Consider the following 20782-nt stretch of genomic DNA (forward strand, 5'->3'; position numbering starts at 1 on the left):
CAATTTATGAGTTGAAGACTAGATTTTACCAAAAATAAAGATAAAAAAATTCTACCAATCACTGCTTCTTTCAAGAAAGTCTGATTGGTAGAATCTTTTATCTAATCGTCATCGTCATCATCATCGTCGTCACCGTCTTTATCATCGTCACTATCTTTATCCTTACTCTTTGAGGAGCTAGTTTGAGCAGGAGGTTGGACAGGTGCTGTACTGGTGCTTGTATTTGAATTTGTCACAGTATTGGTCGCAGGAGTCGGCGAGCTAACACTTCCCGTCTGACCTGCATTCCCATTCCCACTTCCACTATCAGCTGGAGTCGCTGCAGAAGATGAAGATGGAATAACCTCTTTTTCAACTGTTACTGTCTTTTCGACAATGGTATGCTGCTTGGATTGGACGACTTTTCCAGTCTTGGCATTGACAAGCATCTCATGGGCCGTCTGTCCGTGTGAAAAGAGAATCTTATAATTGCCTTTCTCACGTGAAATCTGCACATCCTTAATGTCCTTTTCAGCCAGAGAAAGTTCCTTCAAAACTGTTTCTAAGGCCTGACGCTGACTAAGTCCTTCCGCTTTCTTAGACTCTAAGACAAGTTTACTATCTTGTGCGACTGGATTTTCTAAGGCAAAGGCCGAGCTAGTCAAGAGCAAAAGTAGAGGAACTGCTACTAGGAAAGAAGCAGACAGGAACTTTTTCGGCAGGCAGTGGTCCATAATACCAATAATTCGCCGCTTAAGATTAAACTTATACGAGTAAAAACAAGTCGTCAAAGCAATCGGAGTCTTCTTACTACGATCGATCATCGTCAGAATAGTCTCACCATAAAAAGTTCGATAAGCTGTGTCTTTTTTACTCAGAACATCGTAATCACAGTACATTTCTCCTGCTTCCTGAGTTTCCCGACAAGCAAAACCAACCACTGGATTAAACCAATGCAGGCTCTTAGCCAAAATTGCAAAAAGGTTAATCAAGACATCCCGATGCTGATAATGGGTCAACTCATGCTGAAAAATCAGCTGAAGTTCCTCCTCCGTATAGTCCAGCTCAGGTAGCACAATCAAAATCTCCCTGAAACCGAGCAACATTGGACTCTGTGTCATAGGGTAGTGAAGCAAGCGAATCTTGCTTTTAACACCCATCTTTTCTTTGATCAAATGCAACTGGAACAAAGTTTCTTCGTCCGCAACCTCTGTCCCCCAACGTTGCAACATCTTTTTGAAACGGATATAAGAATAGGCATATTTCCCTAGGCTAAATGCACAACCAAGCAGCCAGATGATAAAGAATATTTCAAACCAAGGCAGACCTAGAAAAGACTCCCAGAGATTGGCCTGGCTAGCTTTTTCGGTTACTTGAGAGACAGCTTGCCCTCCGCCTGTCTGGCTAGCTCTAACGACTGTCTGAACACTTGCCCCAGTACTCAGGAGAATAAAGCCAGAACCGAACTGGGGACGGAATGGGAACAGAAAACTCAGCAAGATTAAAAACCAGATAAAATACTTGACCTTGACTGAAATTTTGGTCTTAAGGGCTGTAAAAAGCGGGCTCAGCAGCAGAACCAAAATCGACGTTGATAGACTGGTTAAGAGGAAAGACAAAAGCAACCGTTTCATGGCTGCTACCTTATCTTACTCTTTCTGATTCAGCAAATTGCGTAGCTCATCCAGCTCATTTTCTGAAAAAGAATTGGACGAAAAGAGGGTCTTGACAAAGCCACCCATGGAATGTCCGCTATAGCGCTTCAAAAAGTCTGACGTTTCTACCTCTAGGTACTCATCTTCCGAAATTAAGGCCGTGTACTGCCTTTCACGCCCCTTGCGGACACTTTCTAAAAAGCCCTTTTCCGTCAAGCGAGCCAGAACTGTCAACAAGGTCTGAGGTTTCCAATGATTATCTTCACCCAGCTTTTCCATAATTTGAGCAGAAGTCGTTGGATTTGGCAGGTGCCAAATAATCTTTAAGATGGCAAATTCACCATCTGGTAAACGTTTAATTGAATTATTCATTATATTTCCATACTTTCTAAAGTCTTCTTCTAATTTTATTCTACATATGTCTAATAAAAAAGTCAATCATTATGTAAAAAAAGAGCTGGAAATCGCTATTTTCCGCTCCTTTTTAGAAAAATAAACTCAGCAAAGTCAACATTGCCAAACCACCCTGCTTGAGCAGAATTTTCGGATCGCTGGTCACTGCACCGTATGCTGCCACCAAGATGATATAAACCATAAAAATTCCTAGCCAAACTGGATTAGGCTGGACAAAGGCCGCAATTAAAACCAAAATCCCCAGCAGACCATTATAAACTCCTTGGTTTTTGAAAAGGGTATTGACCGACTGCTGCTCCAACTCCTCTTGAGACATACCAAAGACCCGTGCTGTCGTAGCTGAAGTCGTTGCGATGGTCTCTAAGTACATAATATAGAAAAATTCCAAGGCAACCAAACTTGCCAAAATCAGTGTAAAAATAGACATTTCCTTCTCCTTATAAAAATTAATGACGAAAAAAAGTATAACATAGAGCAAGAAAAAACTCTAAAATTTGCTTCCAATAAAATGCTTTATGACACTTTTTTAAAATAGGCGTAGCAGAAATGAGCATTTTCCGACTAGATGTGATACAATCTTTTTGAAAAATGGAGGTAAATTATGTTAACCTATGATTTAATTGTCATCGGCTTTGGTAAGGCCGGTAAAACATTGGCAGCCAAAATGGCGTCCCAAGGAAAAAAAGTTGCTTTGATTGAGCGAAGCAAGGCTATGTATGGGGGAACCTGTATCAATATCGCCTGTATCCCAACCAAGACCCTGCTTGTCGCAGCTGAGAAAGGCCTGGCTTTCGACCAAGTCATGGCTGAAAAGAACGCTGTAACCAGCCGTCTCAACGGCAAGAACTACGCAGCAATCAGTGGCGCTGGTGTTGACATTATTGATGCGGAAGCTCATTTCCTTTCCAATAAAGTCATCGAAATCACAACTGGAGATGAAAAAGAGGAACTGACGGCTGAAACTATTGTCATCAATACTGGTGCTGTTTCCAATGTCCTGCCAATTCCAGGACTGACTGAGACCGAACACGTCTATGACTCAACTGGCATTCAAAATCTGAAGGAACTTCCTAAACGCTTAGGAGTTCTGGGTGGCGGTAACATCGGCCTAGAATTTGCCGGACTCTATAACAAACTGGGCAGTCAGGTGACTGTGCTGGATGCTGCTCCTGTCTTTCTCCCTCGAGTAGAGCCTTCTATCGCTGCTCTAGCTAAGCAATACATGGAAGAAGACGGGATCCAGCTCCTGCAAAATGTGCAAACCAAGCAGATTAAAAATGATGGTGCTGAAGTTGTGGTTGTAACAGAGGATGGAGAATTCCGCTTTGATGCCTTGCTCTATGCTACTGGCCGCAAGCCGAATGTTGAGCCCCTGCAGTTAGAAAATACAGATATCGAGCTGACAGAGCGCGGAGCTATCAAGGTCAACAAGCACTTGGAAACATCTGTACCTGGCGTTTTTGCAGCGGGCGATGTCAATGGCGGTCTGCAGTTCACTTATATCTCACTAGATGACTTCCGTATCCTTTATAGCTATCTGGCTGGCGACGGTAGCTACACACTGGAAGACCGTAAAAACGTCCCTACCAGCATGTTCATCACACCGCCTTTGGCTCAAATCGGATTGACCGAAAAGGAAGCCAAAGAGCAAGGACTGCCGATTGCAGTGAAGGAGATTCCAGTCGCAGCAATGCCTCGCGGACATGTCAATGCTGACTTACGCGGCGCCTTTAAGGCCGTTGTCAACACAGAGACCAAGGAAATCGTCGGAGCAACAATCTTCTCAGCAGGGGCTCAGGAAATTATCAATATCCTGACTGTAGCCATGGATAATAAGATTCCTTATACCTACTTGAGCAAGCAAATCTTCACCCACCCAACGCTGGCTGAAAACCTCAATGATTTATTTGCTATCTAATGTTAAGCCCCTGATGGGGCTTTTACAATACCTACAAAAATTTAATTACATTTCGACCTATTTTTGTGATACAATAATGCTAGTTTATTTTAAAAAGATTGAGGAAAATTATGTCTGAACTGTATGATATTACGATTGTCGGTGGCGGTCCAGTTGGCCTATTCGCAGCTTTTTACGCTCATTTGCGCCAAGCCAAGGTTAAAATTATTGATTCTCTACCTCAGCTAGGCGGTCAGCCGGCCATTCTCTACCCAGAAAAGAAAATTCTGGATGTGCCAGGCTTTACTAATTTGACTGGTGAAAAACTGACACAGCGTCTGATTGAGCAACTAGAAACTTTCCAGACTGAGATTTGCCTCAATGAAACAGTGCTGGATATCGTCAAAGCGGATGTAGGCTTCACCATCACGACTTCTCAAGCCCAGCATCAGACCAAAACCATCATCATCGCCATGGGAGGCGGCGCCTTCAAACCAAGAGCTTTGGAGTTAGACGATGCGGAAATCTACAGCAACCTTCACTATCACGTTTCAAACATCAGCCAGTACGCTGGCAAAAAGGTTGTTGTTTTGGGAGGCGGTGACTCGGCTGTTGACTGGGCACTAGCTTTTAAAAAAATCGCAGAAACTAGCCTGGTTCATCGTCGGGACAACTTCCGGGCTTTAGAGCATAGCGTGGAAGAACTCAAGGCTTCCAGTGTTGAGATTAAGACACCATTTGTACCCAGTCGATTGGTCGGCGAAAACGGCAAGATTACCCACTTGGAAATCAGCCAAGTCAAGGGAGAGGAAAGTCAGCTTTTGCCGCTGGATCATCTCTTTGTCAACTACGGTTTTAAATCCTCTGTCGGCAATCTCAAAGATTGGGGCTTGGAGCTCAACCGTCACAAGATTTTGGTCAATAGCAAGCAAGAAACTTCCGTGCCAGGTATCTATGCAGCTGGTGACTGCTGCAGCTACGAGGGAAAGATTGACCTGATTGCGACTGGACTAGGTGAAGCACCTACTGCTGTCAACAATGCCATTAACCATATCTATCCTGAGCAAAAAGTCCAACCCAAACATTCTACAAGCCTATAAAAAAACGGCTGCCGAGCTTAAACTCGGCAGCTTTTATAATTCATCTGCGATTTTATTGATTTTTCTCAAGCGATGATTGACACCGCTCTTAGTTAGAGGTTGGCTCAAACTATCAGCTAGCTGCTGGATGGAGTAGTCCGGATGCTGGATACGAAGCTGGGCTACCTCCTGCAGGTCTACAGGTAAACTCTCAATGCCGATATTATCGCTGATTTTGGCAATATTGTTAATGGTCTTCATACTGGCTGTGACCGTACGAGCGATGTTCGCTGTCTCCGCATTATTGGCTCGATTGAGGTCATTGCGCGCTTCCCGCATGAGCTTAAGAGACTCAAACTCAGCCATGGCTTCCATAGCACCGATGACAATGAGAAAATCCATGATATCCTCAGCCCGCTGCAGATAGGTGACAGCCCCCTTCTTACGCTCGATGGTCTTGGCATCCAGCAGAAAACGGCGCATCAAGGCAGCTAAATCCTCAGCATGATCCAGATAAACGGACAAGATTTCCAGTTGGTACTTGCCTGAGTCTGGCTCCCGCATGCTGCCATTCGAGAGAAAGGCTCCCCGAAGATAGGAACGACTGGCTTCATCATCTGACAAAATGGCCTGGTCAATCCCTGCCTCAATACCAAAAAAGGAGTCAGCCAAGTGCAGGTCAGATAAGATTTCTTCTACTTTCTGATCTAGAAATACTGTATAAACGCGATTCTTACGCAGATTAGTCTTCTGATGGTGGCGAATTTCCGACTTGACCTGATAAAGGTCCAACAGCAGCTCATAGAGATGGCGAGCAATCTTGGCATTTTCTGTTGAAATGGATAAGGTGAGGCCGGTCGAAGAAATTCCTAAACTACCAGCCATCTTGATGATGGCAGCCAACTCATTTTTGTCTTTTACAGATAGGCTTAAAAGCTCTTCTTTTACTTTTACTGTAAAGCTCATTTGCGCACCTGTATAATCTGCATCAATTCATCCACAAGTAACTCTCCGTCATGGAAAGCTCCGCCATTTTCCAATCGAAGGAAATTCGATGAAATAACACGCGGAACTTGCTCTTGCAGCCCTCGAAAATTATGCTCAACTTGAACCAGATATTCATCAAATTTATTGCTGTTCATATATTCGCGCGGAACTGGCTCGATATTGACCAAGACAGTATCAATGAACTTTTTACCCAAATGACGATGAAGTACTTGAACGTGGTCGCTATCTGAAAAGTGCTCGGTTTCGCCACGTTGAGTCATAATATTGCAAACATAGGCTACTTCTGCCTTAGTATCCAAAATAGCTTGGCCGATTTCTTCGATTACGATGTTTGGCAAAATGGAGGTAAAGAGAGAACCCGGTCCCAGAACCACCATATCGCTATCCAAAATACTCTGGACCACCTTTCTACTAGCAACAGGCTTTTCATCATCATAGGTATTGGTCACATAGACCCGCTCAATCATACCAGCCTTACTAGCTAGATTGCTCTCACCGACAACTTCCGTTCCATCTGTAAACACAGCATGCAAAGTCAGCGGAGTGTCGCTTGAGGGGTAGATTTTACCTGTCGTATGGAAAAACTTGGTCAGAAGCTGCATGGCATTATAGGTCGAACCCTGCATTTCGGAAATGCCAGCAATAATCAAATTCCCCAGGGGATGACCTGCTAGAACGCCGTCTCCTTTGGCAAAGCGATACTGGAAGACCTTCTCATAAAACTTTGGCATGTCGGACATGGCCACCAAAACATTTCGAAGATCGCCCGGAGGCGTCAGCTGCTGGATGTTTTTGCGCAGCTCGCCAGAACTGCCGCCATCATCTGCTACTGTGACAATGGCTGTGATCTCTACATCCTTTTTCCGCAGGCTATTTAAAATAACTGAAATTCCTGTACCACCGCCGATAACTGTAATTCTCGGTTTTCTCATGAGCGGTTCACCGTTTCCTTCCGACGATTTTTGTCGCGATGACTGGCATTGACTGGCCAGTTTTTCGCTAAATCATCCGCCAAACGCTGTGCAAAGGCCACGCTACGGTGCTGTCCGCCCGTGCAGCCGACCGCGATGGTCAGTATGGACTTGCCTTCCTTTTGATAGCCCGGCAAAATCGGCTCAATCAGACCCAGTAAATGCTGGTAAAATTCTTCAGACTCCGCATGGTTCATGACATAGTCAAAAACATCCTTGTCCAATCCTGTTTGATTACGCAGTTCAGGCTTATAGTAGGGATTAGGCAGGAAACGTACATCAAAGACCAAGTCCGCATCCAGAGGCAGGCCGTATTTGAAACCAAAACTCATAACCTCAATGCGGAAACTGTGCATTTCATCTTGATTGGAAAACTGTTCAGAAATCGTTTTTCTCAGCTCCCGTGGCGTCAAATCCGTCGTATCTACGACATTTTGACTGAGGTTCTTCAGAGGTGCCAAGAGTTCACGCTCCAGCTTAATCCCATCTAAAATCCGCCCGTCAGCTGCCAAGGGATGACTGCGTCGGGTTTCTTTATAGCGAGCCACCAATTCCTTATCAGCCGCATCCAAAAATAGAATTTTAAAATCAATTTCCGTACTTCTTTCCAGCTCATCCAGAATATCCTGAATTTCTAAAAAGAAGGAGCGACTCCGCATATCAACAACCAGAGCCAGTTTGTCATTGTCAGTGGTTCCTTCAACCAGCTGCAAAAACTTTGGTACTAGAGTCGGTGGCATATTATCAATGGTAAAATAGCCCAAATCCTCAAAAGACTGGATAGCAACTGTCTTTCCAGCACCGCTCATTCCTGTCACAATCACTAATTGAATCTTGTGTTCAGCCATTCTTTCTCCCTTCATTTAACATTTTATTTGTAAAAAGGGACGGGAAACTTCCCAGCCCCAAGCATTTATTACACAATCTCGGCAATGACTTCGATTTCGATTTTAACATCACGAGGTAAGCGAGCCACTTCTACTGCCGAACGAGCTGGAAACTCGCTCTTAAAGGCTGTTTTGTAGACTTCATTAAATGGAACAAAATCATTGATATCACTTAGGAAGCAGGTTGCCTTGACCACATGGTCAAAATCTGTTCCAGCTGCTTCTAAAATGGCTCCTACATTTTTCAAAACCTGCTGGGTCTGCTCCTCAATCGTTGCTCCTACAATTTCTCCTGTCTCTGGTGACAAAGGAATTTGACCGCTGGCAAATAAAAGGTTGCCGACGATTTTTCCTTGGACATAAGGTCCGATTGCTGCTGGTGCTTTATCTGTTTGTACTATTTTTGCCATTATATTCTCCTCATTTCTTTCATCTTATTATATCATAAAGTCAAAAGACTGACTATTCTTGTCCTCCTTCCCATTGACTTTTAGGCAATTTTTCATTATGATAGTAAATGCATAATTCAAAACACTTGTTTTGGACTGGTTCGCAAACTTCCCAGTATAAAAAACTAAGTACCCTTATATTCTAAAGTAATGTAATTGCGCATAGTTTTTTCTGGTGTCCTGCCGCTTTGGCAGAACTAACTGAGAGGTTGAGACGGAGGTTTCAGCCTTATTTTATTTCTCAAAAGGAGGACCTATGAAAAGAAAAGTTATTATTGACTGCGATCCTGGCATAGACGACAGCCTAGCCCTGCTCTATGCCTTGCAACACCCTGACTTAGAAGTCGTTGCTTTGACCATAGTTGCTGGAAATGTCCCAGTGGAACTTGGTCTTGAAAATGCCTTCAAAATATTGGAAAGGCTGAATCGGCTGGATATTCCAGTTTATGTAGGAGCCGACAAGCCCTTGGTTCGTGACTTCGTCTCCGCTCAGGACACACACGGCATGGATGGATTGGGGGAAAGCGGGATAACAAGAAGCAGTTCCACCCAAGCCCAGCCACAAGCTGCTTATGACTTTCTGGCAGACTACTTCCAGACCAATAAGAATACTTCTATCATCGCACTGGGGCCTTTGACCAATATTGCCTTGGCTCTCAGGAAAAATCCTACACTTGGGCAACATCTAGAACGATTTGTCAGCATGGGCGGGAGCTACAAATCGCATGGCAACTGCTCGCCCGTAGCGGAGTACAACTACTGGTGCGATCCACATGCAGCCCAAGAGACCTATGAAAAACTTGGAAAAAAGATTGAAATGGTCGGTCTAGATGTCACGCGAAAGATTGTCTTGACGCCTAATCTATTGGAATATATGCGTTTTATCAATCCTGAAGTCGCTGACTTTGTCGGAAAAATCACTCGTTTTTACTGGGATTTTCATTGGGAGTATGAACATATCATCGGCTGTGTCATCAACGATCCATTGGCAGTTGCCCATTTCCTGCATCAAGACCTTTGTCAAGGATTTGACTCCTTCGTCGATCTTGCGACGGAAGGCATTGCCATGGGACAAACGTTAGTTGATGCCTATCATTTTTATGGTAAGGAAGCCAATGCTAAAGTACTGACCCATGTAAACACCCAACTCTTCTTTCAGGAGTTTCTCTCCGTGATACTTAACACTTCAAAGGAAATCATCTGCCAAGATCTAGAAACTTTAAATTTAGGATAAGATTATGAAAAAAACATCACCATTTATCATCGCATTTACAGCTATCTGCATCGCTCTAAACTATGTCGGTGCCAACATCGCCCTTTTTCTAAAACTTCCTGTTTATTTGGATACGTTTGGAACGATATTAGCCAGCCTCGTTTTAGGACCTATTTTCGGAGTAGGAACTGCGGTTGCTAGTGCTCTTATTAGCTCCTTTACAACAGACATTTCTGCTATTTATTTCTCTCCGGTAGCTATTCTTTTGGCCCTACTCGTCTCGGTCTTTTTCACTTCTGATTCAAAACCAAGATTAAACCTCCTCTGGAAAACATTTCTAGTTTCCCTGCCAGCTACTGCTTTGGCCTCTCTGATTACCGTCATTGTCTTCAAAGGAATTACCCCAAGCGGCTCTAGTATTATCGTTCAGGGCTTACACGGTTTAGGCTTAGATTTAGTCACCAGCACCATCATCGTCCAAGCGCTAACCGACTATGCAGACCGACTCATCGTTATTGGGGTCAGTCTGGTCTTCATCCCACAACTCAAAAAAGTCAGCCCAAGAATCTTTGCAAAATCCAACAATGCATAAATCAAAAGAACTACTCAAAAAACATAATTTCGAGTAGTTCTTTTGATTTTAACATTTGTTTTTTTATAAGTCTTTAAGATTAAGTTTAAAAAAGGAATAGGAAGACTCTTCTTGAGTCCAATCCTACTCCCAAGCTACATCTGAGATTAATTTCGTCCTTTGAGAACAGCCTCAATGATAGCTATTCTGACAAAAACGCCATTTGTCATTTGTTCTACAATCCGAGATTTTGGAGCTTCAACCAAATGGTCTGCAATTTCTACATCGCGATTGACAGGCGCTGGGTGCATCAGGATAGCGGTATCCTTCATACGATCATAGCGCTCTTGCGTCAAACCATGGAGTTTATGATAATTTTCCTTAGAGAAAATAGAGTTGTAGTCATGGCGCTCATGCTGCACACGAAGGAACATCATCACATCTACTTGATCAATTACTTCATCAATCGTTACGAATTTACCATAATCAGCAAACTCATCGCTTCTCCACTCATCTGGACCAGCAAAGAAGAGCTCAGCGCCAAGACGTTTCAAGATTTGCATATTAGACTTGGCTACACGAGAGTGATCGAGGTCACCGGCAATAGCCACTTTCAAACCATCGAAATGGCCAAATTCTTGGTAAATTGTCATCAAGTCAAGCAGGCTTTGGCTTGGGTGCTGACCAGAACCGTCACCACCATTTACGATGGAAGTTGTAATCGTTGGACTTTCGACCAATTCTTTATAGTAATCCACCTCGGGGTGACGGATAACACAGACGTCTACACCGATAGCCGACATAGTCAAAATCGTGTCATATAAGGTTTCTCCCTTATTGACTGAGCTTGTCTTGACATCAAAGTCAAGCAGGTCACATCCAAGTTTCAATTCTGCTACTTCAAAAGCCTTGTGAGTCCGAGTCGAAGGTTCAAAGAAGAGATTCGCAACGATATGCTGCTCATCGTAATGAACCTTTGCGCCGTTTTTGAATTCAATCCCGCGCTTAATCAGGGCCATCACTTCTTCGTTAGTGAGGTGTTCCATAGATACAAGGTTTTTAAGTGCGATTTGATTTGATGACATGATGTTATACTCCTTTTATATTAAAAACGTTGAACAAATGTAGCAAGCTTGTCAGCCTAATTTTTAGGTTCTGGCAGGATGAGGTAGAGTGCAATTCCTAGAACAGTTGATAGAGCAACTCCTGAAATTTGCAGACCTGATAGTTGCAGGGTCAGACCACCGATACCAGATACCAAAATGACACTGGCAATCAGCAGGTTCTTTTTGTTGTCGAGATTGGTTTGCGCTTCAATCAGAATTTTAAGACCACTGGAAGCAATTACCCCAAATAAAGCAATCGAAATGCCTCCCAAAACTGGGCTTGGAATCGATTGGAGCAGGGCAGAAACCTTGCCCACGAAACTCATGACAATGGCCAGTACTGCAGCACCAGCAATCACATAAACACTGTAGATTTTATTGAGCGCCATAACCCCGATATTTTCACCATAGCTGGTCACCGGCGGAGCACCAAAGATACCCGCGATGACCTGAGCCAGACCATCCCCAGCCAAGGTCTTATCCAAACCAGGCTCTTTAAAGAAATCCTTGCCTGTCAAGCTATTCAGAACCATAACATGCCCAAAGTGCTCTGTCATCGTTACAAAGGCGATCGGTGCCATTGTTAAGATTGCACTTGGATACAATTTAAAATCATAATCTAAAAACGGAAGATTCATTGGCGGAACGTGGAACCAAGAAGCTTTTGTCACGTTGGCGAAGGAGATAATCTCCTGACCTGTCACTGCTCCGGCAATCAAAGCAAAGATATATCCAACAATCAAGCCCAGCAGAACCGGAATAATACCAACGATTTTCTTACCGTAGATGTTAAAGAGAATGACGCATAGAAGGGTTACCATGCCGATAGCAAAGTAGGTGATGTCGTAGACCTTCTGGTCTCCAACAGTCTTATACATCACATCGCCAACGGCTGTACCCGCTAGACTCAGGCCAATCACCATGATGATAGGCCCTACCACTACTGGCGGCAAAATCTTATCAATCCAAGCATTCCCTGCGAATTTCACGATGAGGGCTACGATAAAGTAGACCAGACCGCCCGTGATGGCACCTTGCGCCACTGCTGCAATCCCATCTGTCTTCATCAGCATTTGCATGGCAGCGATATAAGCGAAACTCGAACCCATATAAGCAGGAATCTTGTACTTGGTCACTGTCAAGTGAGCCAGCGTACCTAAACCACTTGAAAACAGGGCTACCGCTGGGTCAATTCCCACCAGAATCGGAACCAACACCGTCGCACCAAACATGGCGAACAAATGCTGGAATGAAAGTCCTAAGAGTAAACCAGGTTTTGGCATATCATGGACATCGTATTTAACTTCTTGACTCATGATGCATCCTCCTCTACGATGAGGACTCGGTCCTGACCATCTTTTTCTGTCATTTCGACAATGATTTCCTCTCGACGGCTAGTTGGAATATTTTTACCAACGTAATCTGCTCGAATCGGCAATTCGCGATGACCACGGTCAACCAGAACCGCCAAACTGACACGAGATGGCCTGCCATGACTGACCAGATTGTCAATAGCTGCGCGAATGGTCCGCCCTGTATAGAGAACATCGTCCACCAGAATCACTTCACGGTCAGTAATATCAAATGGAATCAGTGTTGTATCTTCCTCGACCTTGACATCATCCCGAAAAGGCTTGGTATCCACTTCACCGACTGGAATATCGATATTTTCCAACTGAGCCAGTCGCTGCTGGATGCGCTTGGCAATGAAAACCCCTCTGGTCTTAATGCCCGCCAAAACAATCTGGCTTAAATCCTTGTTGCGCTCGATGATTTCATAAGTAATCCGTGTAATGGCACGGTTCATGGTGATGTCATCGACAACTTCTTTTGTCTTCATCTAAACCTCCTAAAAGCATAAGAAAAAGTCCCCTTTACAAGGAGACTTCAGAAAATATAGACAGGCTGGCACAAGACGCACTTGTTTACACTCCGCCCATCATTTTTACTTTGCTCCTTGCCCATCTCTCTGGATAGAATTAAAGGATTATTTAATTGTTTATAACTATACCACAATTTTAATTCCATTTCAAGAAAAAAATGAACTTTTTTCACGATAAATTGCTAATCCATTTCAACAAAATAAAAAACAGAGAACATCTGTTTTCTATATTTAAGACTCTATGCTTTCTTCTTTGAAAATGAGATAGATTTGATTCCATAAAAAATATAACCAAAGACTAGATAGGCCACAAAGATAATCAAGCACATCTTGATAACATAAGGCCAACCGTGCTTATAGACATTAAGGAAAAAGTAGGGAAAGGGTTTATCCTTGGCATTCGGAATATCAATTTTCAAGAAAAAACCGTTAATAAGGGCAAAAATCATGTAAATCAGCGGAACACTTGTCCAAGAAATGGGATCAAACCAACGATACTGCCGAGTTTTATCAAATACAAGAGTATCAAAGAAAAACATGAGAGGCACAATATAATGGCAAAGGAAATTTTCCAAACGATAAAAATCTGTCGCAATCGGAGCTAGGAGCAAGTGATAGACGACGCAGGTAATCATGATACACATGGTCACGCCGCCCTTCACGCGCAACAGCTTGGAACTCTCCCAATTATTGTCTGTCCACATCCTAAAAATGAGATAGGCTGTGAATAACAGAACCAGAAGATTAGACAAGACCGTGTAGTACATCAGCATTCCTACGCCAAGTTTAGCAATTTCCAGATAGACCCCTACAAAAGCCAAAACCAGAAGAAGAAGGCGATAAGAAAGAATTATTTTTTTATTCATAGTGCTTCTCAGATTTTTTTGACAAATTCTGACTTGAGCTTCATAGCACCAAATCCATCAATCTTACAGTCGATATTGTGGTCGCCTTCGACAATACGGATATTTTTCACGCGCGTTCCTTGTTTGAGATCCTTAGGAGCCCCTTTGACTTTCAAGTCCTTGATTAAGGTAACTGTGTCGCCATCAGCCAACTGATTGCCGTTCGCATCAATAGCCACTGGACCAGCTTCTGCTGCTTCAACTTCTGCTGGATCCCATTCGTAGGCACATTCTGGACAAACCAAGAGAACGCCGTCTTCATAAACGTATTCTGAGTTACATTTAGGGCAATTTGGCAAATTATTCATTAAATCATTTCTCCTTATAAGCGGACAGACATTCAAAATAAAAGATTAAATCTGAACTATATCCTTAATTTTACCGTCTTATTATACGATATTTTATCTTATTTGACAAATGAGTCCGGAAAATCATCCTATTTTCAAAAATTTTTCTTGACTTTTCTGACAAAACAGTGTACTATTCTAGTGTATATACAGTTAATAAAAGGAGTTTATTATGAAACCAAAATCTAAAAATCAGTTTATGACACTGACCGCTTTTTTGACTGCCCTAGCCATCGTTATCCCACTGGTCATGCCGATTAAGATTGTCATTCCGCCTGCTTCTTTCACCTTAGCCAGTCACGTTGCTATCTTTCTGGCCATGTTTCTCTCGCCTCTGATGACAGTGATTGTCGTCCTCGGCTCTACCATCGGATTTTTTATGTCCGGTCTCCCTTTCATCATCACACTGAGAGCCCTGTCTCACCTGCTCTTCGGTACTATCGGAGCTCTTTATCTGCAAAAGCATCCTGAAACACTGGACAGTCAGAAAAAGACCTGGATCTTTAATTTTGTGCTGGCCCTAATTCATGCCTTTGGTGAGGTAGTAGTCTGCATTCTCTTTTACACAACGACAGCCTATCCAGCTAATGCCTTCTACATCCTATTCGGTTTGGTCGGACTTGGTACAATCGTTCATAGCATGGTGGACTTTATCATTGCAAAATTTGTCTATCAGGCTCTAAAAAAGATTCGTTAAACCTTGAATCTTCTAAAGTTTTGATTTACAATGAAGATATGACAAAAAAACGAAGAAATGATTTATTAGAGCTTTTAAAAGAAGCTCGTCAACCTTTAAACGGTCAATTTTTAGCTGAACAATTTCATGTCACTCGCCAGATTATCGTTCAGGATATTGCCCTGCTGCGAGCCGACGGTGCTCCTATTATCAGTACCAATAGAGGTTATGTCTATAAAGAAAGCAACGTGCCTGCCCATTTTCATCGGCTTTTTAAGCTTAAACACAAGGCAGATGATATCGAAACTGAACTCTTGGCCATCGTTGATAATGGCGGACGAGTGCAAAATATCATGATTGAACATCCTGTCTATGGGGAAATCCAGACCTATCTGAAATTGACCTGCCGCCGCGATGTGCAACAATTTTTGGAGCAGATCACAGAGAGCGATTTTCGTGCCTTATCCGAGCTAACAAATGGAATTCACTACCATTTAATCGAGGCAGATTCTCCGCAGGACTTAGACTATATCGAGGAAGCCTTAGCTACACTGGGCTTTCTGCAAGAATAAACGCGACGCAAATATTCTAGATTGAACCAGTTTTGAAGGGAATTCAAGGCTGGTTTTTATATTTTAAATGAACAAGAAACTTTGTCAACTTCCTAGAAATAAGGTAAAATAAGAGAAAGAAATCTGTAGGGGGACAGAATGGCAGCAAAACCTAAATACCAAATCATCATGGATAAAATTATTAGGGACATTGACAGGGGAAGACTTACTAGGGGACAAAAGATTCCCTCCGTCCGCAAGCTGGCAGACCGCTACCATTGCAGCAAGGATACTGCCCAGAAGGCCTTGATTGAGCTTCGTTATCAGAAGTACATTTATGCCGTGCCTAAGAGCGGCTACTATGTCTTGGAAAATGACCAAAATAAAAAGGAAGATATGGAGCTTGCTGTGACAGACGACCGCCACCAAGCCTATGAAGACTTCCGCCTGTGTGTCAATGAAACACTGATTGGTCGAGAAAACTATCTTTTCAACTACTATTCTCAGCAAGAAGGACTGGAGGAGTTGCGACAGTCAGTTCAGCACTTGCTCTTGGACTCCGCAGTCTACACTTCTGCAGACAATCTGATTCTGACTTCCGGTACCCAACAAGCCCTCTACATTCTCTCTCAGATTGACTTCCCTAATAGAAAAGAGACCATTCTGGTTGAGCAGCCCACCTACCATCGAATCAACGATTTACTGCTAAATCAAAAACTCCCTTATGAGACCATTGAACGTAAACCGACTGGGATTGACCTGAAAGAGTTAGAGAGGATTTTTCAGACAAGGCGGATCAAGTTTTTCTATACGATTCCCCGTTTTCACTATCCACTAGGACATTCCTACAGCCGTCAGGAAAAGGAAGAAATCCTTGCCCTTGCTGAATGTTATGATGTCTATATCGTTGAAGACGACTATCTGGCTGACTTTGATAGCAAGCGAGAACTGCCTTTTCACTATCTGGATAATAGTCAGCATGTCCTCTATATCAAGTCTTTTTCTACCAGTCTCTTTCCTGCCCTGCGCATCACAGCCTTGGCCCTGCTACCTCAGATTCGAGAAACCTTTCTGTCCTATAAAAAAGCGGTTGACTACGACAGTAACCTCATCATGCAAAAGGCTCTCTCCCTCTATATTGACAATCTGATGTTTGAAAAGAATCGTCTAGGCTTACTTAACCGACTGGAAACTGAAAAAAATAAGGCACAATTCCTCTTGGACGACCTTCATTTCCCTCTGCCCTACCAGTTGACAACAGATGGCGTGATTTTTGACCTCCAATCCCTCCCCTCAGTCAGCTCTCTCAAACACAGCAAGCTACCGCTGGACTTTTTTGAAAGCAGCTACATTCAGACCTGCCCCTACCGCTATGCTAAGCTAGGATTTGATGATTTAAAAGAAAATCTGGAAAAATTTAAAGAATATCTAAAAAGAGAGTGGGACAGAAATCGGTAATTCGTTAGAATTCGATTTCGTCGTCCCACCTCCGCATAGTTGAGTAGGGCTGTAAAAGCTGATGAAATCAGCGTAATAGAGCCCACTCAACCACTGCGTCTTGCTCGACAATCCAAAAACAATTGAGAGGCTAGGACTTTTGTCCCAGCCTCTTTTCTTTGAATTTTTCCTTGTTTTTCAGGCATCCAACATCCCAGCCTGCAGCTGATACATTTTCTTATACGTCCCATTTTGTGCTAGAAGCTCTTCATGGCTACCAGACTCAATGATGCACCCTTCATCTAAAACATAGATACAATTGGCATCCTGAATCGTAGACAGTCGATGGGCAATGGCAATGGTGGTTCGGCCCTGCCGCATTTTCCGTAAGGAATGCTGAATCAGCTCCTCAGTTTCTGAATCGATATTGGCAGTGGCTTCATCTAAAATCAAGATTTTAGGCTTGGTTGCGATGGTTCTGGCAAAGGCCAAAAGCTGTTGTTGGCCACTAGAGAAGGTGGAGCCACGCTCAGTAACCGGATTATCATATCCCTGAGCTAGTTGGCTGATAAACTCATGGGCATCAACAAAGCGAGCTGCTTCTTCGACCTCCTCTTGCGATAGATTTTCCTGATACATGCGGATATTGGATGCAATGGTGCCGTGGTAGAGGAAGGGATCCTGCAAAACAAGACCGATAGTGCGGCGTAATTCTGCTTGACTGTAGTCTCTGATGTCTCTGCCATCGATAAGAATCTTGCCTTTCTCAAATTCATAAAAGCGCAAGAAAAGGTTGATAATGGAGGATTTGCCCGAACCCGTTGGCCCGACAAAAGCAATGGTCTCGCCTTGTTTGACGCTAAAGGAAATGTCCTTTAGAATCTCTCTCTTTCCGTCATAGGAAAAGGTTACATGCTGAAAGTCAATATTGCCCGCCTGAATCTCAGGTCCCTCTTCTGCTTGTTCAGGCTCATATTCTCGGCGATCCATCAGTTCAAAAACGCGCTCCGCAGCCACCATCGATGTCTGAAGAACTGAGTAATTTTGCATGACATCGATCAAGGGATTGAAAAGCTGATTGACATACTGGATGAAAGCATACATGACACCTGCAGTCACTCCAGCTACTTGCCAGCTCAAGCCAAAATAAGTCAGAATAAGAGCATAAGCCAAGATTTTCAGCAAGGACATGGCTGGGCGCAGAAAGAGGCTGTTCACATTCAGATAGCGATTGCTAAAGTCTAGGTGTTCTCCATTGATTGCTTCAAATTCTTCGATTAGCCGCTTTTCCTGACTAAAAGCTTGGATGATCCGCATCCCTTCAATGCTCTCAGAAAGTTTAACATTGAGGTCGCTTAGTTTAGCTCGGACTTGCTTGAGCAAGCGATTGGACAGCCGCTGATACAGGATAATCGAACCAAGCATGATAGGCAAAAAGAGGACAATCAGCAGAGTCAGCCGCCAATTCAGAGCCAGCATAGTTACGATTGTCACCACCAAGATAAGCATGGAGCTGAGGAAGTTAGAAAAAATACTACTAAACATATCAGCCACTGACTGAGTATCATTGGTCAAGCGAGAAACGATAGCCCCTGCTGCTGTCTGATCAAAATAAGCCATGCCTAATTGCTGCATATTCGCAAAAGTTTCCTGCCGAAGATCGCGGACAATGCTGTAGGCCACCCGTGCAAAAGCATATTGCCCCAGAAAAGTAAGAAGCACCCGCAAAAGAAAGAGGCCATAGTAAATCCCCAGCAGATAGAGGCCATTTATGGCTACCTCTCGGCTGACAAATCGGTCTATATAAGAACGAGCCAAGAGCGGTAAGGCCGTTGTCACCAAGGTTGTCGCAAAAATAAAAGCTAGAGCCAGCAGGCTAATCCATTTGTAGCGCCACATATAACCCAGGAGGCGTCTAAAAGTTGATTGTTTTGTCATTTTGCAGACTCCTCCTTAAAGCGTTCATATAGCTGCTGATTTTGATAGGTTTGGGCATACCAGCCCTGTGCTGCCAGCAATTCTTGGTGGGTACCTCGCTCCTTGATGCGACCATTCTCCAGCACTAGAATCAAATCCGCATGGACAATGGCTGACAGACGATGAGCAGTGATAATGGTCGTCTTATCAGCTCGCTCCTGCTTGAGATTTTCTAAAATCACATGCTCGGTCTTGGCATCCACTGCTGACAAGGAATCATCCAAAATCAAAATTTCTGGATTGATGATGAGGGCTCTGCTCATAGCCAAACGCTGCTTTTGACCACCAGAAAGCGAGACGCCCCGCTCACCAAGCAGCGTATCCAAACCGTCCGGCATAGCCTTAATATCCTCATAAACACCACAAAGCTGGGCTGCTCGGATGACTTGCTCTTCTGATAGTTCTGGATTGGCGAAGCGGATATTGTCCCGAATGGACAGGGCGAAAAGAATCTGATCCTGAGGCACATAACCAATCAGACTGCGCAGATCCTTAAGAGCATACTCTCGGATATCGTGCCCGTTCAAATAAATTGCTCCTTCCTGAATATCCTGCTCCCGCAGCAAAAGGCGTAGCAAGGTGGTCTTCCCAGATCCAGTCGGCCCAACAATCCCCAAGGTCTGCCCTTTGTCTAATATAAAGTGAATATCCTTTAAAGTCACTTCGTTCTCATAGGCAAAGTAATCTATTTCATAAATCAATCGACCATTTTGAATACTGGCAAGTGGCTGCTGGGTTTCCTTGACATCCGACTCCTCAGCTAGCAAGTTCTCAATCCGTTCATAGGAAACGGCTCCCCGCTGACTGATATTCACTAGGTAACCCATCGCCTGCAGCGGCCAAACCAGCATATCCAGATAAGTCATAAAGGTAACCAGCTCACCGACTGTAAATTGACCTTTAGAGATAAATATTCCTCCAAAAATCAAAGTCAGAACATAGGACAAGCCGACAAAAATCAGCACCATCGGGTCAAACAGGGAATTGTACTTGGCAGCCAAGATGTTCTTGCGGTAAACTTCTTGGTTGACTGCTGCAAAGGACTGAGTCTCCGCATTCTGATAGCCAAAAGACTTGGTCACTTTAATCCCCGCTACGCTTTCCTGAACTTTGTTGTTGAGATCAGAAAAAGCCTCCTGAGCCGCTTTAAAGCTCTCGTGATTCTTCCGACCAATCAAGCTGGTTCCCCAAGACAGAAAGGGCAGAGGGAGAATAGCAATCAGGGTCAGCCGCCAGTCCAAGACCAAAAACATGGTGATGAGGGTCACCAAGGCTGTAATAGAAGCATCTACCGCTGACATAACACCACCACCAGCCACACTGACAACCGCATTGATATCATTGGTCGCATGGGCCATGAGGTCACCCGTTCGATATTTTTGATAAAAACTTGGCGACAGCCGTGTAAAATGCTCAAAAAGCCGAAAGCGTAAGATGCGTCCCAGATTATTGGCCGTACCAAAGATATAGAGCCGCCAGACATACCGCAAACCATACATGATAAAAGCGGACAAAATCAAAAGGAGAAGATTATAAGTAAGTTCTCCAGCAGTTAGACTCCGCCCAGCAATCCGGTCTATAACCTGCCCAATGACTCGCGGTGGAATCAGATTAAACACACTGACCAGAGACAAGGCCAAGATGCCGATAATGTAGCGCCGCTTCTCCAGTTTAAAAAACCAGTCTAGTTTTCTGATAAGATTCATTTCGTTTCCTCATTTCAAACAAAGGACGGACAGCCCTTAATCCGACTGTCCGTTTCTCACTATCTCTATTAT

The 20782-nt window shown here is 43.7% G+C and carries 21 protein-coding genes and 1 riboswitch; of the genes, 7 read left to right on the forward strand and 14 right to left on the reverse strand.

What is annotated here, in order from left to right; genetic code table 11:
- Positions 1 to 101 precede the first annotated feature (101 nt).
- The 3 genes from FXF62_RS01505 to FXF62_RS01515 form a co-directional block, all read right to left on the reverse strand.
- Positions 102 to 1613, reverse strand: coding sequence for a M56 family metallopeptidase (locus FXF62_RS01505; RefSeq protein WP_149517377.1), 1512 nt, complete (start codon positions 1611 to 1613; stop codon positions 102 to 104).
- A gap of 15 nt (positions 1614 to 1628) precedes the next feature.
- The gene (locus tag FXF62_RS01510) at positions 1629 to 2006 is read right to left on the reverse strand and encodes a BlaI/MecI/CopY family transcriptional regulator (RefSeq protein ID WP_048765241.1); all 378 of its coding nucleotides are present in this window, start codon (positions 2004 to 2006) and stop codon (positions 1629 to 1631) included.
- 112 nt (positions 2007 to 2118) lie between these two features.
- Positions 2119 to 2475 carry a DUF1304 domain-containing protein gene (locus FXF62_RS01515; RefSeq protein WP_149517378.1) on the reverse strand — a complete coding sequence of 119 codons (357 nt, stop codon included), beginning with the start codon at positions 2473 to 2475 and terminating at the stop codon, positions 2119 to 2121.
- A gap of 174 nt (positions 2476 to 2649) precedes the next feature.
- Between FXF62_RS01515 and FXF62_RS01520 the strand changes: the two genes are divergently transcribed.
- Together FXF62_RS01520 and FXF62_RS01525 are read left to right on the forward strand one after the other, a co-directional pair.
- Complete coding sequence (locus FXF62_RS01520; protein ID WP_149517379.1) at positions 2650 to 3966, forward strand: FAD-containing oxidoreductase; 1317 nt, start codon at positions 2650 to 2652, stop codon at positions 3964 to 3966.
- 110 nt (positions 3967 to 4076) lie between these two features.
- On the forward strand, positions 4077 to 5045 hold the full coding sequence (locus FXF62_RS01525; RefSeq protein ID WP_149517380.1) for an NAD(P)/FAD-dependent oxidoreductase: 969 nt from the start codon (positions 4077 to 4079) through the stop codon (positions 5043 to 5045).
- 33 nt (positions 5046 to 5078) lie between these two features.
- Here the strand turns inward: FXF62_RS01525 and whiA are convergent, their stop codons facing one another.
- The 4 genes from whiA to FXF62_RS01545 form a co-directional block, all read right to left on the reverse strand.
- A complete protein-coding gene (gene whiA, locus FXF62_RS01530) occupies positions 5079 to 5990 on the reverse strand; it encodes a DNA-binding protein WhiA (RefSeq protein WP_149517381.1) in 912 nt (303 codons plus the stop codon).
- On the reverse strand, positions 5987 to 6964 hold the full coding sequence (locus FXF62_RS01535; RefSeq protein WP_149517382.1) for a YvcK family protein: 978 nt from the start codon (positions 6962 to 6964) through the stop codon (positions 5987 to 5989). Before FXF62_RS01535 ends, whiA begins: the two co-directional genes overlap by 4 nt.
- On the reverse strand, positions 6961 to 7851 hold the full coding sequence (rapZ, locus tag FXF62_RS01540; RefSeq protein WP_149517383.1) for an RNase adapter RapZ: 891 nt from the start codon (positions 7849 to 7851) through the stop codon (positions 6961 to 6963). Before rapZ ends, FXF62_RS01535 begins: the two co-directional genes overlap by 4 nt.
- Positions 7852 to 7919: 68 nt before the next feature.
- Positions 7920 to 8300 (reverse strand): RidA family protein, encoded by a 381-nt coding sequence (locus FXF62_RS01545; RefSeq protein WP_015604822.1) that lies wholly within the window; start codon positions 8298 to 8300, stop codon positions 7920 to 7922.
- Between the two features lie 129 nt (positions 8301 to 8429).
- Positions 8430 to 8474: riboswitch (PreQ1 riboswitch) on the forward strand.
- A 121-nt stretch (positions 8475 to 8595) separates the two neighbouring features.
- Here FXF62_RS01545 and FXF62_RS01550 point away from each other — a divergent pair.
- Positions 8596 to 9573, forward strand: coding sequence for a nucleoside hydrolase (locus FXF62_RS01550; RefSeq protein WP_149517384.1), 978 nt, complete (start codon positions 8596 to 8598; stop codon positions 9571 to 9573).
- 4 nt (positions 9574 to 9577) lie between these two features.
- Positions 9578 to 10144, forward strand: a complete 567-nt coding sequence (locus tag FXF62_RS01555) for a LytS/YhcK type 5TM receptor domain-containing protein (RefSeq protein WP_149517385.1) — start codon at positions 9578 to 9580, stop codon at positions 10142 to 10144.
- Positions 10145 to 10290: 146 nt separating this feature from the next.
- Here the strand turns inward: FXF62_RS01555 and FXF62_RS01560 are convergent, their stop codons facing one another.
- From FXF62_RS01560 to FXF62_RS01580, 5 genes are all read right to left on the reverse strand, one after another.
- Entirely contained in the window at positions 10291 to 11208 is a 918-nt protein-coding gene (locus tag FXF62_RS01560; RefSeq protein ID WP_149517386.1) for an aspartate carbamoyltransferase catalytic subunit, read from the reverse strand.
- Between the two features lie 56 nt (positions 11209 to 11264).
- The gene (locus tag FXF62_RS01565; protein ID WP_037614951.1) at positions 11265 to 12545 is read right to left on the reverse strand and encodes a uracil-xanthine permease family protein; all 1281 of its coding nucleotides are present in this window, start codon (positions 12543 to 12545) and stop codon (positions 11265 to 11267) included.
- Positions 12542 to 13069 (reverse strand): bifunctional pyr operon transcriptional regulator/uracil phosphoribosyltransferase PyrR, encoded by a 528-nt coding sequence (gene pyrR / locus FXF62_RS01570; protein WP_037614953.1) that lies wholly within the window; start codon positions 13067 to 13069, stop codon positions 12542 to 12544. The genes FXF62_RS01565 and pyrR overlap by 4 nt, the downstream gene beginning before the upstream one ends.
- A 281-nt stretch (positions 13070 to 13350) precedes the next feature.
- Complete coding sequence (locus FXF62_RS01575) at positions 13351 to 13977, reverse strand: Pr6Pr family membrane protein (RefSeq protein ID WP_149517387.1); 627 nt, start codon at positions 13975 to 13977, stop codon at positions 13351 to 13353.
- Between the two features lie 8 nt (positions 13978 to 13985).
- On the reverse strand, positions 13986 to 14324 hold the full coding sequence (locus FXF62_RS01580) for a zinc ribbon domain-containing protein YjdM (protein WP_149517388.1): 339 nt from the start codon (positions 14322 to 14324) through the stop codon (positions 13986 to 13988).
- A 211-nt stretch (positions 14325 to 14535) separates the two neighbouring features.
- Between FXF62_RS01580 and FXF62_RS01585 the strand changes: the two genes are divergently transcribed.
- The 3 genes from FXF62_RS01585 to FXF62_RS01595 all read left to right on the forward strand — a co-directional run bounded on the left by FXF62_RS01585 (position 14536) and on the right by FXF62_RS01595 (position 17048).
- The gene (locus FXF62_RS01585; RefSeq protein ID WP_149517389.1) at positions 14536 to 15060 is read left to right on the forward strand and encodes an ECF transporter S component; all 525 of its coding nucleotides are present in this window, start codon (positions 14536 to 14538) and stop codon (positions 15058 to 15060) included.
- 38 nt (positions 15061 to 15098) lie between these two features.
- Positions 15099 to 15611, forward strand: coding sequence for a transcription repressor NadR (locus FXF62_RS01590; RefSeq protein ID WP_149517390.1), 513 nt, complete (start codon positions 15099 to 15101; stop codon positions 15609 to 15611).
- Between the two features lie 138 nt (positions 15612 to 15749).
- Positions 15750 to 17048, forward strand: coding sequence for an aminotransferase-like domain-containing protein (locus tag FXF62_RS01595; protein ID WP_149517391.1), 1299 nt, complete (start codon positions 15750 to 15752; stop codon positions 17046 to 17048).
- Between the two features lie 177 nt (positions 17049 to 17225).
- Here the strand turns inward: FXF62_RS01595 and FXF62_RS01600 are convergent, their stop codons facing one another.
- Together FXF62_RS01600 and FXF62_RS01605 are read right to left on the reverse strand one after the other, a co-directional pair.
- Positions 17226 to 18965 (reverse strand): ABC transporter ATP-binding protein, encoded by a 1740-nt coding sequence (locus tag FXF62_RS01600; RefSeq protein ID WP_149517392.1) that lies wholly within the window; start codon positions 18963 to 18965, stop codon positions 17226 to 17228.
- Positions 18962 to 20710 carry an ABC transporter ATP-binding protein gene (locus FXF62_RS01605; protein ID WP_149517393.1) on the reverse strand — a complete coding sequence of 583 codons (1749 nt, stop codon included), beginning with the start codon at positions 20708 to 20710 and terminating at the stop codon, positions 18962 to 18964. The genes FXF62_RS01600 and FXF62_RS01605 overlap by 4 nt, the downstream gene beginning before the upstream one ends.
- Positions 20711 to 20782 lie beyond the last annotated feature (72 nt).

This window comes from Streptococcus cristatus, assembly GCF_008369405.1.
Classification (GTDB): domain Bacteria; phylum Bacillota; class Bacilli; order Lactobacillales; family Streptococcaceae; genus Streptococcus; species Streptococcus cristatus_G.